General features: G+C 70.7%; 14 protein-coding genes. 5 read left to right on the forward strand and 9 right to left on the reverse strand.

Features of this window, described 5'->3' with window-relative positions; translation table 11 throughout:
* Positions 1-26: 26 nt before the first annotated feature.
* Positions 27-764 (reverse strand): enoyl-CoA hydratase/isomerase family protein, encoded by a 738-nt coding sequence (locus ACFWY5_RS44685; protein ID WP_379620137.1) that lies wholly within the window; start codon positions 762-764, stop codon positions 27-29.
* Between the two features lie 117 nt (positions 765-881).
* Here ACFWY5_RS44685 and ACFWY5_RS44690 point away from each other — a divergent pair, with 117 nt between their 5' ends.
* The 4 genes from ACFWY5_RS44690 to ACFWY5_RS44705 all read left to right on the forward strand — a co-directional run bounded on the left by ACFWY5_RS44690 (position 882) and on the right by ACFWY5_RS44705 (position 3,868).
* Positions 882-2,159: a glucose-1-phosphate adenylyltransferase gene (locus ACFWY5_RS44690; RefSeq protein ID WP_379638480.1), complete on the forward strand. Its 1,278-nt coding sequence runs from the start codon at positions 882-884 to the stop codon at positions 2,157-2,159.
* A 167-nt stretch (positions 2,160-2,326) separates the two neighbouring features.
* Positions 2,327-2,629: an isoamylase early set domain-containing protein gene (locus ACFWY5_RS44695; protein WP_379620140.1), complete on the forward strand. Its 303-nt coding sequence runs from the start codon at positions 2,327-2,329 to the stop codon at positions 2,627-2,629.
* A gap of 102 nt (positions 2,630-2,731) precedes the next feature.
* Positions 2,732-3,172: a hypothetical protein gene (locus ACFWY5_RS44700; RefSeq protein ID WP_379620142.1), complete on the forward strand. Its 441-nt coding sequence runs from the start codon at positions 2,732-2,734 to the stop codon at positions 3,170-3,172.
* Positions 3,173-3,337: 165 nt separating this feature from the next.
* Complete coding sequence (locus ACFWY5_RS44705; RefSeq protein ID WP_379638481.1) at positions 3,338-3,868, forward strand: phospholipase; 531 nt, start codon at positions 3,338-3,340, stop codon at positions 3,866-3,868.
* A 102-nt stretch (positions 3,869-3,970) separates the two neighbouring features.
* Here ACFWY5_RS44705 and ACFWY5_RS44710 read toward each other — a convergent pair whose 3' ends face one another.
* Complete coding sequence (locus ACFWY5_RS44710) at positions 3,971-5,011, reverse strand: C45 family autoproteolytic acyltransferase/hydolase (protein WP_379638482.1); 1,041 nt, start codon at positions 5,009-5,011, stop codon at positions 3,971-3,973.
* Between the two features lie 14 nt (positions 5,012-5,025).
* Entirely contained in the window at positions 5,026-5,466 is a 441-nt protein-coding gene (locus ACFWY5_RS44715) for a hypothetical protein (protein ID WP_379638484.1), read from the reverse strand.
* A gap of 47 nt (positions 5,467-5,513) precedes the next feature.
* Between ACFWY5_RS44715 and ACFWY5_RS44720 the strand changes: the two genes are divergently transcribed.
* Entirely contained in the window at positions 5,514-6,689 is a 1,176-nt protein-coding gene (locus ACFWY5_RS44720) for a saccharopine dehydrogenase family protein (RefSeq protein ID WP_379638485.1), read from the forward strand.
* Here the strand turns inward: ACFWY5_RS44720 and ACFWY5_RS44725 are convergent.
* The 6 genes from ACFWY5_RS44725 to ACFWY5_RS44750 all read right to left on the reverse strand — a co-directional run bounded on the left by ACFWY5_RS44725 (position 6,676) and on the right by ACFWY5_RS44750 (position 13,333).
* A complete protein-coding gene (locus tag ACFWY5_RS44725; protein WP_379638486.1) occupies positions 6,676-7,518 on the reverse strand; it encodes a PaaX family transcriptional regulator C-terminal domain-containing protein in 843 nt (280 codons plus the stop codon). The genes ACFWY5_RS44720 and ACFWY5_RS44725 overlap by 14 nt on opposite strands.
* A 43-nt stretch (positions 7,519-7,561) precedes the next feature.
* Entirely contained in the window at positions 7,562-8,998 is a 1,437-nt protein-coding gene (locus tag ACFWY5_RS44730) for a flavin-containing monooxygenase (RefSeq protein WP_379638487.1), read from the reverse strand.
* A gap of 27 nt (positions 8,999-9,025) precedes the next feature.
* Entirely contained in the window at positions 9,026-9,817 is a 792-nt protein-coding gene (locus ACFWY5_RS44735; protein ID WP_379638488.1) for an SAM-dependent methyltransferase, read from the reverse strand.
* 53 nt (positions 9,818-9,870) lie between these two features.
* Positions 9,871-10,515: a GPP34 family phosphoprotein gene (locus ACFWY5_RS44740; protein ID WP_379638489.1), complete on the reverse strand. Its 645-nt coding sequence runs from the start codon at positions 10,513-10,515 to the stop codon at positions 9,871-9,873.
* Positions 10,512-11,897, reverse strand: a complete 1,386-nt coding sequence (locus ACFWY5_RS44745) for an APC family permease (RefSeq protein WP_379638490.1) — start codon at positions 11,895-11,897, stop codon at positions 10,512-10,514. Before ACFWY5_RS44745 ends, ACFWY5_RS44740 begins: the two co-directional genes overlap by 4 nt.
* A 116-nt stretch (positions 11,898-12,013) precedes the next feature.
* On the reverse strand, positions 12,014-13,333 hold the full coding sequence (locus ACFWY5_RS44750) for a M14 family zinc carboxypeptidase (RefSeq protein WP_379638491.1): 1,320 nt from the start codon (positions 13,331-13,333) through the stop codon (positions 12,014-12,016).
* Positions 13,334-13,385: the final 52 nt, after the last annotated feature.

The raw sequence follows: 13,385 nt of genomic DNA on the forward strand, positions 1-13,385 counted from the left end.
TTCCCACCATATGTGCGCAGATCGCCTCACGAGCGGCGGCGGGAAGCGACCGTGCGGGCCATGAAGGACTCGATCCGCCCGTCGGCGGCGGCCGCTCGCCACAGGCGCAGCGTCTCCCGCTCGCCGGCCGCCTCGCCGCGCAGTTGCCCCTTGGTGTGCCGGAAGGTGTCGGCGGGGATCGCGGCCAGCCGGTCGGCGACCGACAACGCCCGGTCGAGCAGTTCCCCCGGCTCGGCCACCTCGTCCACGAACCCGAGGGCCAGCGCTTCCGCGGCCGGATGGTTGCGGCCGTCGAGGATCGCCCGCCGCGCGCCGACCGGCCCCAGCGCGGACCGCATGATCTCCAGGGCCACCTCCGGGAACGGCACCCCCACCAGCAGTTCGGGGACGCCGATCGTGCCGGGACCGGTGGCCATGAGGCGGTGGTCGCAGGCGGCGGCCAGCACGCAGCCGCCGGCGATCGCGTGGCCGTTGATCGCGGCCACGGCGGGCTTGCCCAGCTCGAAGACGGCCCGGAACGCGCCGTTCAGCGCCGGCAGGTACTTGGCCACGTAGCCGGCGCCGCCGTTGACGACGCGCTCCAGGTCGACCCCGGCCGAGAAGGCCCGTCCGGAACCGGTGAGCACGACGGCTCTCACCCCGCCGGTGTCCAGGTCGCGCAGCGTCGCCTCGATCGCCTGGCACAGCTCCAGGTCCAGGGCGTTGACCTTGCCGTGGGCCAGCCGTACGACGCCGATCCCGTCGATGACCTCAACCTCGATCACGCCGGTTCCCTTCCGCCAGACGGCAGGTCGTTGCTCATGCGCGGCATAACGATTCTTTGGTGGTATGACGCACCTTCTTGCAATGGAGCTGTGAAAGGCGAAGATAGCGTCATTCCCATGACCTCGTGCAGAGTTATGGCCGTGGTGCTGGCCGGTGGACAGGGAAAACGACTACTGCCGTTGACGATGGGCAGAGCCAAACCGAACGTCCCGTTCGGCGGGATGTTCCGGCTGATCGACTTCGTGCTCTCCAATCTGACCAATGCCGGCTATCTCAGGATCGTGGTGCTGACCCAGTACCAGAGCAACAGTCTCGACCGCTACATCGCGCGCGGCTGGCAACTCTCCTCTCAGGTGGGGCACTACATCGCCCCGGTTCCTGCACAACAGCAGTTCGGGCCGCAGTGGTTCTCCGGCTCGGCCGACGCGCTGTTCCAGAACCTGCACCTGATGCGGGACGATCCACCGGAGCACGTGCTGGTGTTCGGGGCCGACCACGTCTACCGGATGGATCCGGCGCAGATGCTCGCCCAGCACCTGGAGTCCGGGGCGGACGTCACGGTCGCGGCGATCCGGCAGCCCCGGGCGCTGGCGCACCAGTTCGGGGTGATCGAGTGCGCGCCGGGCGGCCGGCGGATCGCGCGGTTCGTGGAGAAGCCCGGCGACCCGGCCGGCCTGCCCGACTCGCCGGAGGAGATCCGCGCCTCCATGGGCAACTACGTGTTCAGGACACAGGCGCTGATCGACGCGGTGGAGGAGGACGCGATGGACGTGTCCAGCCGCCACGACATCGGCGCCGACATCATCCCCATGCTGGTACGCGAGGGCCGGGCCGACGTCTACGACTTCGCGCGCAACCACGTGCACGGCGTCAGCCCCCGCGAGCGCGGCTACTGGCGTGACGTCGGCACCCTGGACGCCTACTACGAAGCCCACATGGACCTCATCGGACCCGACCCGGCCTTCACCCTGCACAACGCGCACTGGCCGATCCGCACCTTTCACGACCTGCTCGCGCCGGTGACCTTCGGCAGGGAGCGGCCGGGCCGCGCCGTCGACTCGCTGCTCTCGCCGGGCGTCGCCGTCGCCGCCGAGGCGGACATCGAGCGCTCCGTGCTGTCCCCGCAGGTCACGCTGGGGGCCCGCGCCCAGGTCGCGGATTCCATCCTGATGGAGAACGTACGGGTGGGCCGGGACGCGATCGTCCGCCGGGCGATCGTGGACCGCGACGCCGTCATCCCGGACGGCGCCAGGATCGGCTTCGACCCCGAACTGGATCGCGAGCTCTACACGGTCACCGACAACGGGATCGTGGTCGTCCCCAGCGAGGGCGCCCGACGGTGCGAGACCCGGGTCGAGGCGGCCGGCGGCCTGCCGACCGGGTCGCGTCATTAGCCCATGAGGAAATTCCCGGAGCGGAATCCTCTCGTAAACACTAAAAACTGCGAAGATCGCCCGTTTCTCACGGTCGGCCGGGGTATGGCTGACCGCGCAATCGTCTGAATCATCTTATTCGGGGGAGAAAGATGTTCACTCACAGCAAACCCAACAGGAGGGGGCAGGTGGAGGTTCTCTTCACCCTTCCCGCTGAGGTCGGGCCGGTGTCCGTCGTCGGCGACTTCAACGGATGGGACCCGCTCGCGCACCCGATGCAGCTCGGCGACGACGGTCGCTACAGGGTGGCGGTAGCCGTACCGCAGGGCCAGGCGTTCGCCTTCCGGTACCTGGGCGATGGCGGCCGCTGGTTCGACGACGAGGGCGCCGAGGAGTACGACCACCGTGGCGCCGTCTTCCGCGTCCCGACGCCCAAGCGCCGTGCCGTTCCCGCCAAGCCGCGCGTAGCCGCGGGCAAGACCGCGCGCTGACCCTCCACGCGGGCCCGCCGGCCGGATCTGGGAAGTCATGCCCGGCCGGCGGGTGCCGCAGGGGCTGGACGCGAACCTCGCGCGCACCCCACATTGGTAGTCATGTCGATCAGAGCAGGCGGCCTCGCGGCCGCCGCCGCGTGTTGCGTCCTGGCCACCCCTGTCGCCGTGTGGTGGCTGGTCGGTGATCTGAGTGTGGACGTGCCGCAGGGGACCGGTCTCGACTACGCGTTCCGGCCGCCGGACATCGACCCGGCCGTCGAGCGGGTGGTGGGACTGGGCGCGGTGGTCGTGGTGGTGCTCACGCTCGGCCTGCTGATCTGGGCCGCCGGGAGACGGCGGTTCGACGGCCGGTGGTGGGCGGCGCTCGTACCGGCGCTGGTGGCGGGGGCGATCGCCGGGGCGGGGGCGCGCGTCGTGACCGCGGGCACGATCGGCGCGAACATCGGGGCCGGGCTGGTCCTGGTCGGCGGGGGTGTGGTCGTCGGCCTGCTCCTGCTGTGGTCGGCCGGCTGGTCGGCGCGGCTGCTGCTGGCCCGCTGACATCGGAATTCGACTGACCGTAAAGGGCGACTCTCTGCAAACCCTGCTGGAAAAATTGGACAAGATCTGCTTTTAGTTTTCCCCGCCTTCGCTTCATTGTTAGGTCGTCGGGCGAACCTTGCCACCGCATTCCTCCGCACCCCCGTGCAGTGAAAGCAGGTTCTCATGGTCAGACGGTCCCTCTTACTCTCGATATCCGCGCTGCTGTCCGTGGCCGCCTTCTTCGGATTCGCGCTCCCGGCCCACGCGGTCACGCCGGAACAGAAACTCGCCGCGCTCTCCACCTTCTCCCAGCCGACCGCCGGCAGCGCCTCCGCCTGGCGCGCCGCCTGGCAGAACCAGGCCGCGTGGGCCGACTACAACTTCGACTGGTCGACCGACCTGTGCTCAAGCAGTCCCGACCAGCCGCTCGGCTTCGACTTCAGGATGTCCTGCCGGCGCCACGACTTCGGCTACCGCAACTACAAGGCCATGAACGTCTTCCCGGCCAACAAGCCGCGGATCGACGACGCCTTCTACTTCGACATGCGCCAGGTGTGCGCCGGATATTCCGGGCTCTCCCGCTCCACCTGCAACGGCCTGGCCTGGACCTACTACCAGGCGGTCAAGGAATTCGGCGACCTGCGCGTCACCGATGAGCAGATCCAGCAGGTCAAGCAGCAGGCCGAACGGAACCACCAGAACGCCGCGGCCTGAACCGTCCATCGGCGGCGGGGACCCCGGACCGGCGTCCCCGTCACCGGCTCGACGTGGTCTCGCGGACCCAGGGAGGTCCTTCCCCAGCTGTACTCACGGAGATCATGACGAAGGACTGGCCGGCCGCGCGCCGCAGGGCCCGCCCGCGTGCACGGTGAGGTCGCCGCGGTCCACGTGGAGCTCGATCGTCGCCAGCGTGCGCTGCTCCCACTCCGGGAGTACGGCTCCCGCCGGCACGTGACAGCAGATGCTCTTGCTGCCCGAGGAATGGTCGGCCATGGCCTCCGTCAGCGGCCCGCCGGAGCGCAGGCGCCGGCGCAACGTCTGGTGGCGCAGCAACGTGTCGGGGTACTCCCGCGGCAGTTGGTCGCCCGCGGCGGCGACCGGGTCGAGGAAGTGGTTGGTGTGGACCAGGACGCCGTCGTCGTCGGGCAGCGCCCAGGCGGGACCGCCCGGATGGAGCTCCGCGGTGATCGCGGAGCCGGGGGTGACCACGGTGACCGAGGTCGAGGCGGAGACCTCGGGCGAGACCAGCAGGCCGGTGGCCGAGGACAGGTCGCGGGCCTCGTCGAGCACCCGCCGGGCCACCACGTGAACGGGCACGCCCATCGCCCCGCCGTCGCGCGCGTGCGACAGGAACGTGAACAACACGCCGACGTTCGCCGAGCTGACGCCGATCTTGCCGACGATGCCGTACTCGGTCATCGTGCGCACGACGTGCCCGGACGGGTGGGGGATGGTCCAGACGAGCCAGTTCCCGGCCATCGCCTGGGCCCAGTCCCAGGTCTGCCCGGCCCTGGTGGGCTCGCCCAGCACGACGGCCGCCGAGCACTCGCCGCGCGGCGGCGCGGGCAGGGTGGCCAGGATCTCGGTCCGCGCGTTGATCGCGGCCAGGTCCTCGACCGGCAGCCCGGCGCCCGCCGCCATGCCCTCGATCTCCCGGGCGAGGTCGGGCGCCCACTTCTCGATCGCGGTGAACGCCCGCGCGCCCGGCTCGGCGATGGGGACCGGCGCCTCCGCCAGGCCGTCGAACATCATCCGGTACCCGGTCACGGTGCGAGCGATGTCGCGGGCGTGAGCCGTACCGAACTCGAGACCACGCTCGTACGGCCCGGCGGCCCGCGAGGTGAAGCTTCTGACCACGACTACCTCCAGTGTCAACGGCGGTGCAACATGACGATCATGCGGACGGCGGAGACCGCGCTCGCGACCGCACTGATCACGGTGACCCAAAACCAGAAGGCCGTCCAGGTGGCGGGGATCGGCAGGAGCACCGCGAGCAGGACCGGGTAGCCGAGCACCAGGACGCGCAGCCGCCGCTCGTCACGGACACGGAGCTGGAGCGGGCGCGGGTGCGGGTGCGGCGGGCACGGGTGCAGGCCGCCGGCCAGGACCAGGCGCCAGGTGTGCACCGCGGTGAGGTAGAGCGTGACGATGATCGCCAGCCCGAGCAACTGGGCCCATTCCGGCGCGGTGTCGTCCCCGGCCAGGAGATAGGGCAGCACCATCACGGCCAGCGGCAGTGTGCTGGCCGCCTCTGCCGCGATCATCCGGCTGGCCGGCCTCTCGCGGAACAGCAGAAGCGCTGATATGTTCATAATTCGTTCTATCGTATTGAAAACGATAGGTGAAGACATGAGAGGTAATGATGAGAATCCTCGCCCTCGGCGGCCCCGGATCGATGGGCAGGGTCGCGGTACGCGTGGTAGCGGGTCTCGCCGGGGTGCGGGAGATCGTCGTCGCCGACCGCGACCTGGACGCGGCACACCGGCTGGTCAAGGAGCTCGACGGCGTCCCGGCACGGCTCAGCGCCCGGCGGGTGGACGTCACCGACGCGGACGGGCTGGCCGCCGCGCTGGAAGGGGCCGACGTCGTGCTCAACACGGTCGGGCCCTACTACCGCTTCGGCCCGGCAGTCCTGCGGGCGGCGATCCTCGCCCGCACCCACTACCTCGACATCTGCGACGACTGGGAACCCACCCTGGAGATGCTCGAGTTCGACGGGCAGGCCCGCGCCGCGGGCGTGCGCGCGGTGATCGGCATGGGCGCGAGCCCCGGGATCAGCAACCTGCTCGCGGCCCGCGCCGTGGCGGAACTCGACACCGTGACGGACCTCTACACCGCCTGGCCCGTCGACGTCCCCGGCTCCGGCGCCGAGCAGACCGAGCTGAACGGGCCCGACGGCCGGCCCATCGCGGCAGCGGTGCACTGGATGCAGCAGATCAGCGGTACGGTCGCCGTGGTCAGCGGCGGGCAGGTCGTCCAGCGGCCGCCCATGCGGCCGGTCACGCTCGACCTGCCCGGCGGCAGGAAGGGCACCGCCTACACCGTCGGCCACCCCGAGCCCGTGACGCTGGCGCGCAGCTACGTCCTGACGGGGGAGTCGGCCAGCCTCATGGTCGTCACACCGGGCACCGCGGCCTACCTGGACGTGCTGCGCACCGACCTCGACGAGGGCCGGCTCACCAACGAGAGCGCCGCCGCCGCCCTGGCCAAGCCCGCCACGCGGCGGGCCATGCGGGCGGCCGTGCGGGCGTTCGGCTTCAAGGCGCCGGGCTCACTGCCGGCGTTCTTCGCCGCCGCCACGGGCACGGCGGACGGGCGGCCGCGTACCGTCCTGGCCCATCTGGCCGGCGCCGAGACGCTGATGATGGGCATGGACGAGGCGACCGGGCTCCCGGCCGCGCTGGGCCTGGCCCAGTTGCTCGACGTGGAGCGCATGCCGCCCGGCGTGCACCCGCCGGAGACCGCGATCGACGGCGAGCGGTTCTTCGCCGACCTGGCCGGGCACGCCGCGTCCGTGCGGGTCATCGTGGAGTGAGCGTGCCGTAGAGCTTGAACAGGCGGATGCCGGAGCCGATCTGGTGGTCCAGCAGCTTCCAGCAGTTCGCGGTCAGCTCGCGGGCCTGCGCGCCTGGCCAGGGCCGCGGCAGCAGTTCCGGCGGCAGGAGCGGGTCGTCCTCCATCGCGCGGGTGAACTCCGCGGCCAGTTCCACCGCGATGGTCAGCCGCTCCTGCGGGGTGAGTGGGTTCGCGCCGAGCAGCAGGTCGAGCCGCGGCCGGGCGATCGCGGCGAGGCGGTCGTAGCGCCCGGCGATCTCCTCCAGCGGCCACAGGTCGCGGGCGAGGGCGACCGGGTCGTCCTGCCCGCCCCTGCGCAGGTCGCGGGTGGTCAGGAAGGTGACGTGGTCGAGGACGTCCAGACGGCGGGCGTGCTCCTCGACGTAGGGCTCCCACGCGTTGGCGCTGAGGTAGAGGCCGCCGTGCACGGGCGCCCCGCCGAGCGCGGTGATCGCCGCGCGCAGCGCGTCCCTTCCGGTCCTCGCACTCTCCGGTACGGCGAAGCCCACCAGATGCCAAGTGCCGTCCCAGGGCGCGAGCCCGGCGTCCTGCCGGTAGGCGTGGGCGACGAACTCGACGTCGAGCCCCATCGCCCGCTCGGCGCTGCCGGTGGCCCGCAGGATCGCCTTGCGCCCCCGGCCCTCCTGGACGAAGCGCTCCTCCGCGACCAGCCGCTTGATGCACAGGCGTACCTGCTGATCGGTCATGCCCAGCTGTGCCGCGGTGGCGTAGAGCTCACCCGCGTCGACGGTGAGGTCGGTGCGGACGAGCGCCTCGACGAGCATCCGGGTGGGGACGTGGACGTCCAATGCGGTGGCCCTCCAGGGGTGGTGTGAGCGGGAAGAGTTTACGTCACCCGAAGATCATGCCCTTGCGGACGTCGAGGAACGCGAACTTCGCGAGGTCGGCCAGGTAGTTCTGGGTGACCAGCCACGGGTCGCGCTCGCCCTGCCGCGGGAACAGGTGCGCGGCGCGCTGGACGTAGCCGGCGGTCAGGCCGAGCAGGGGCCGCCGGGCGCCGTCGCGCGGGAAGGCGGGCATCGCGGTGCTCAGGCCGTGCCGGCGCATGTGGGCGAGCAGCCGTACGACGTAGCGGGAGGACAGGTCGGCGCGCAGGGTCCACGACGCGTTGGTGTAGCCGACGCAGAAGGCCAGGTTGGGCACGCCGCCGAGCATCAGCCCCCGGTAGGCGGTGGTGGCGGCCAGGTCGACCGGCTCGCCGTCCACGGTCAGCGCGATGCCGCCGAGGGGGATCAGCTTCAGCCCGGTCGCGGAGACGACGACGTCGGCCGCCAGTTCCTTGCCCGACTCCAGCGCGATGCCGTCCTTAGTGAACCGGGCGATGCGGCCGGTGACCACCGACGCCCGCCCGGCGGTCACGTCGCGGAAGAGATCGCCGTTGGGCACGACGCACAGCCGCTGGTCCCACGGCTGGTAGCCGGGCGTGAAGTGCCGGTCGGCGTAGGCGGGGTCGGGCAGGAACCTGAGGACGCCCCGGCGCAGGTACCGCTTGGCCTGCTCCGGGTAGCGCCGGCTCAGCCAGTAGGTGAGCTGGCCGCGCAGCACGTTCTTGGCGCGGACGAGGGTGTGCGCGAGCCGCGCGGGCAGCAGGCGGCGCAGCGCGTCGGCGGTCCGGTCGACGTCGGGCAGCGCGCTCATGTACGTCGGGGAGCGCTGGAGCATCGTGACGTGCGCCGCCTTCCCGGCCAGCGCGGGCACGAGCGTGACGGCGGTGGCCCCGCTGCCGATCACCACGACCCGGCTGCCGGTGACGTCGAGGTCCTCGGGCCAGAACTGCGGATGCGCGAACCGGCCGCCGAAGTCCTCCACGCCGTCGAAGTCCGGCTGGTGACCCTGCTCGTAGTCGTAGTAGCCGGCGCAGATGTAGAGGAACGAGCACGTCCAGACCCCGTCGCCGGTCCGCACCGTCCACCGGCCGCGCTCGCCGGACCAGCCGGCGGAGACGACCTTGGTCCCGTAGCGGATGTGCCGGTCGATGCCGTGCTCGCGGGCGGTGTCCTCGATGTAGCGGCGGATGCTGTCGCCGTCGGCCAGTGACTTCCCGCCGCGCCACGGCTGGAAGGGGTAGCTGAGCGTGAACATGTCCGAGTCGGAGCGGACGCCCGGGTAGCGGAACAGGTCCCACGTGCCACCGGGGCGGTCCCGGGCTTCGAGCACCGCGTACCTCCAGCGGCGCTCGCGCTGGAGGCGCCACGCGGCGCCGATGCCGGACAGGCCCGCTCCGATGATCAACACGTCCACGTCTATCACATCAGAAACGGTCGTCATAGAAACGACCGTATCATGTGCGAACGTTTAGAGCTTCCGCGCCACCGCCCCGTGGGCGTCGATGAACGGCCCCGCCTCGTCGTGCCACTGCGAGATCGAGGCCAGCCCCGGCTCCACCATCTCCAGGCCCTCGAAGCAACTGGTCATCTCGTCGAGCGAGCGCAGGTAGTAGGGGACCGCGCCGCTCTCCGCCAGCTTGTCGCTGCCCTCCGCGACGGCGTCGCCGGTGGCGGTGCCGTCCCACAGCACCAGGTAGCTGCCCGAGGGCACGCTGTCCATGACCCGGCCGACGATCGAGCGCATGAGCTCGAAGTCCTTGACGTACCCCAGCACGCCCATGAACATCACCGCGATGGGCTTGGTGAAGTCGAGCACGTTGTGGGCGTCGGAGACGATCAGCTCCGGCTCGTGGTAGTCGCCGTCCACGTACGCGGTGACGCCCTCCGGGGTGGTGTTGCGCAGCAGGGCGCGGGCGTGCACGAGCACCAGCGGGTCGTTGTCGACATAGACGATGCGCGAGGCCGGATTGATCGACTGGGCGACCTCGTGGGTGTTCTGCATGGTCGGCAGGCCGGTGCCGATGTCGAGGAACTGGGAGATCCCGGCCTCGCCCGCCAGGTGGCCGACGGCGCGGACCAGGAACCCGCGTGACTGCACGGCCATCTTCACGATGTCCGGATACACCTGGGCCACCGCGTCGCCGGCGGCCCGGTCGGCCTCGAAGTTGTCCTTGCCTCCCATCCAGTAGTTCCAGATGCGGGCCGCGTGCGGGATGTCGGGCTGGATCTTCGCGGCGAGGTCGGAACGCTCGTGGTTCATGGGCGGGCTTCCTGTGAGGGGTTTCGCGTGAAGTGATCGTACGGCGGCGCCGCTCAGCGGTACACGGCCACGGCCGCCTCGCCGATCAGCGCCTCGAACAGGCCGACGAGCTCCTTCACCTGAGGAGAGTGCTCGTTGACGATGGTCCGCAGGGTCGTGGTCAGCTGGGCGGGCGACTGGCCGATGTAGAGCTCGGTGTGCACCTGCAGCGCCAGCACGAGGCCGCAGAGCGCGGCGCCGCGCGCGTCCATCTCCCGCCAGCCGCTCACCGCGGAGCGCACGTCGGTCGAGGCGCGCACGATCGAGGCCATGTCGGCCCGGTAGCGCGTGTACGGCAGCATGCCCAGCCGCCGCCCGGTCACCTCCGTCAGCAGGCCGACGCGGAGGAGCTGCCGTCTGGCCCGGTCGTAGCTGTCGGCCGCGACCGTCTTGGACCAGGTCACCGCGTCCAGCTCGGGCCGCTCGCGCAGGAACGCCCCCGCGTACGCGTCGACGACCGGGTCGCCGGTGGGGGTGCGGTCGGTGACCACCACGGCGCGGCCGTTGAGCCGGACGCGCCCGTACAGGGCCAGGTCGATCAGCACCGCCCCGGCCAGCCCGAGGGAGATGGAAGAGCGGTGGATGAGCGGCTTGCCGTTCTCGTGGTGGCACACGATGAAGAGGTCCTGGTAGAGCGGCGGCGGGACCTCCGCGCTCACACCGGCTCCTTCGTCAGCGCGCTCGGGCGCAGGGTGGGCGGCCGGCCGAGCAGGTACAGGGCGCCGAGGACCACGCCGCCCACCACGAACCAGATCAGGCCGACGACCTGCGCCATCACGTTGGCGTGGATCACCACGAAGACGAGCACGCCCAGTCCGATCAGCGGCGCGACCAGGTGCGCCCACATGTTCTTGGACCGGCCGCGGATCGTGTAGTGCACGATCACCGACAGGTGCAGGACGATGAAGGCCACCAGCGCGCCCATGTTGATCAGGCTGCTGAGGAAGTCGACGCCGTCCGGGCGGGTGGCCATCCACAGCCCGAGACCCACGGAGAGCGCCGAGATGAGCAGGATGGCGTTGGTGGGCACGGCGTTCTTGACCGAGATCCTGGCCAGGAACGAGGGCAGTTGCCGGTCGCGGGCCATGGCGTAGAGCAGCCGGGAGACCGCGACCTGAGCCACCAGGGTGTTGGCGATGCCCCACGAGACGGCGGTGGCCGTCGAGGTGACCTGCCTCAGCCACTCGCCGCCCGCCACCTGGGCCGAGTCGTAGAAGGCGGTGCCGCTGGCGCTGGTCAGCAGACCCTGCGGATCGGGTACGAGCAGCGCCGCCACCCAGACCTGGGCGATGAACAGCACGCCGGCCAGCACCAGCGCGATGCGCATCGCCCGGCCCACCTGCTCGGAGCCGCCGGTGGACTCCTCGACGAGCATGCTGATCCCGTCGAAGCCGAGGAACGACAGCACCGCCACCGACACCGCGGCGAACACGATCGGCCAGGAGAAGGTGTCCGGGTTGAACAGCGGCGCCAGGCTGAACCCGCGCCCGTACCCCTGCATGAGGGCCCAGACCCCGGCCGCCAGGAACAGGGCCAGCACGGCCAGCTCGGCGACGATCATCACCTTGGTGATGGTGATCGTCATGCGGATGCCGCGCAGGTTGATGGCGGTGTTGAGGGCAACGAAGAAGATCAGCCACGCCCAGACCGGGATGCCGGGCAGGGTGGCGTTCATGGCGATCGAGGCGACCAGGTAGAGCAGGCTGGGCACCAGCAGGTAGTCCAGCAGGATCGCCCATCCGGTCATGAACCCGACGGGCGGGGCGATGCCGCGGCCGGCGTAGTTGTAGACCGATCCGGACAGCGGGAACGCCCGGACCATCTGGGCGTAGGACATGGCGGTGAACAGCAGCGCGACCACGCCGACCAGGTACGCCATGACCGGCATGCCGCCCGATCGCGAGTAGACGAGGCCGAAGATGGCGAACGGTGCGATGGGCACCATCATGACCAGGCCGTAGAAGACCAGGTCGGCGAGCCCTACCCCGCGGCGTAATTCCTGCTGGTAACCGAAACGGTCGATGCCGGCCTGGGGGTCCACAACAGCCTCCTCGCTGCTGGTCTTACTGAGGTTGTGTGATCCTTCCGTAGCTCTGGGTCGCATCGCAAGACGTATCGGCCCCGTTCAACCGCACAGAACCTCGACAACATCGGTCATTACATACGGTCCGGGCTCTTGGCGGCCTCCGCGGCCAGCAGGGCGGCGCCGAGCTGGACCGCGACCAGCGTGCGGATCGGGATCGGGGTGGCGGTGAATCCGGCGTCGGCCTCGGCGAACCAGGCGTCGAAGAGCGTCCGCATCCGGGCCCGCTCCGCCCGGATGGCCGGGGTCGGGTTGCCCGCCGCCAGCTCGGCGTCCAGCATCCGCAGCAAGGTGCCGCCGTAGCGCAGCCGCATGCTGTGCTTGAGCTGCTCGTTGCCGACGACCTCCGCGACCGTGGCCGGCCGGTCGGCGCAGGGGAAGCCCTCCCATTCGGAGATGTAGGCGTCGTAGGTGGCGACGAAGTCCTCCATCGACCGGCGGAACGGCGAGGCCACGGTCAGGTCGGCCCCGACCGCCGCCATCGACCGTCCCAGCTCGGCGATCAGGTCGCGCTGCGCCGCCAGGTGAGCCGCGATCGTGTCGCCGTACACCTGGGCGGTCGGGGTCTGGTCGGAGACGGCCGGATCGGCCCAGTAGGGCAGCTCGGTCACCAGGTGCAGGGCGCCGAAGCGGTCGGCGTAGTCGACGCTGCCGCCGCCGATGCCGTAGACCTCGCCCAGCTCGGCGCCGCGCGGCGTGATGTAGGCGGCCGGGCCGATCTGCCGGGCGCTCGGGATCTCCGGCGGGCCCATGTGCAGCGGCAGGCCCTGGCCGTAGGCGATGGCGGCGAGCTTCCCCGCCAGGCCGGGCACCTCGCGGCTGAGGTAGTAGAAGGCGCCCTGGAGCTCGCCGTTGTGCAGGGAGTAGACGAAGGCCGGCTTCACCTCGTCCATCAGTCGCATCAGCGCCTCGGTCTCCGGCAGCGTGCGGTCGAAGGTGTAGCCGTCGCCGGTCAGCGGGAACGTCCATTCGACCTGGTCGGCCTCGCTCGGGCGGTAGAAGTGCTCGGCGTACGCCCGCCGGTCGCCGGGCCGCGCGTACCAGCCTTCGTTGAGCCGGGCGCCGTCCGGGTCGACGCAGGGGATGAGGTGCCAGCGGTAGCCGAACTCCTCGCGCAGCCAGGCGTCGTCGATGAGCCGGCGCAGCAGGTTGCTCACGGTGAGGGAGCCGATGGGCTCGTTGGGGTGGGGGCCGCCGATGATGACCGCTTCGCGGGGGCCGGCGCCGATCGTGGCCACGCGGAGTGGTTCGCCCAGGCGGGAGGTGCCGATGTGGCGCAGCCGTACCAGATCCGGGTGGGTGGCGGCGAGGTGGTCGAGCTCGGCGTGCATCTGGTCCACGGACGGGAACGTGGCGTGGTCGGGCACCTGGTTCATGTATGCGTCGATGTTCATGCCCGCAAAGATAATCTGGATTATTCTAATAATCTAGATTATCGTTTCGCTC

The sequence above is a fragment of the Nonomuraea sp. NPDC059007 genome (assembly GCF_042740555.1).
Lineage (GTDB): Bacteria > Actinomycetota > Actinomycetes > Streptosporangiales > Streptosporangiaceae > Nonomuraea.

Excerpts from the sequence above, each read along its gene's own strand:
- ACFWY5_RS44720 (WP_379638485.1), top strand. The coding sequence starts at position 5,514 with ATGATGAGAATCCTCGCCCTCGGCGGCCCCGGATCGATGGGCAGGGTC.
- ACFWY5_RS44705 (WP_379638481.1), top strand. The coding sequence starts at position 3,338 with ATGGTCAGACGGTCCCTCTTACTCTCGATATCCGCGCTGCTGTCCGTG.
- ACFWY5_RS44700 (WP_379620142.1), top strand. The coding sequence starts at position 2,732 with ATGTCGATCAGAGCAGGCGGCCTCGCGGCCGCCGCCGCGTGTTGCGTC.
- ACFWY5_RS44715 (WP_379638484.1), bottom strand. The coding sequence starts at position 5,466 with ATGAACATATCAGCGCTTCTGCTGTTCCGCGAGAGGCCGGCCAGCCGG.
- ACFWY5_RS44690 (WP_379638480.1), top strand. The coding sequence starts at position 882 with ATGACCTCGTGCAGAGTTATGGCCGTGGTGCTGGCCGGTGGACAGGGA.
- ACFWY5_RS44735 (WP_379638488.1), bottom strand. The coding sequence starts at position 9,817 with ATGAACCACGAGCGTTCCGACCTCGCCGCGAAGATCCAGCCCGACATC.
- ACFWY5_RS44730 (WP_379638487.1), bottom strand. The coding sequence starts at position 8,998 with ATGACGACCGTTTCTGATGTGATAGACGTGGACGTGTTGATCATCGGA.
- ACFWY5_RS44750 (WP_379638491.1), bottom strand. The coding sequence starts at position 13,333 with ATGAACATCGACGCATACATGAACCAGGTGCCCGACCACGCCACGTTC.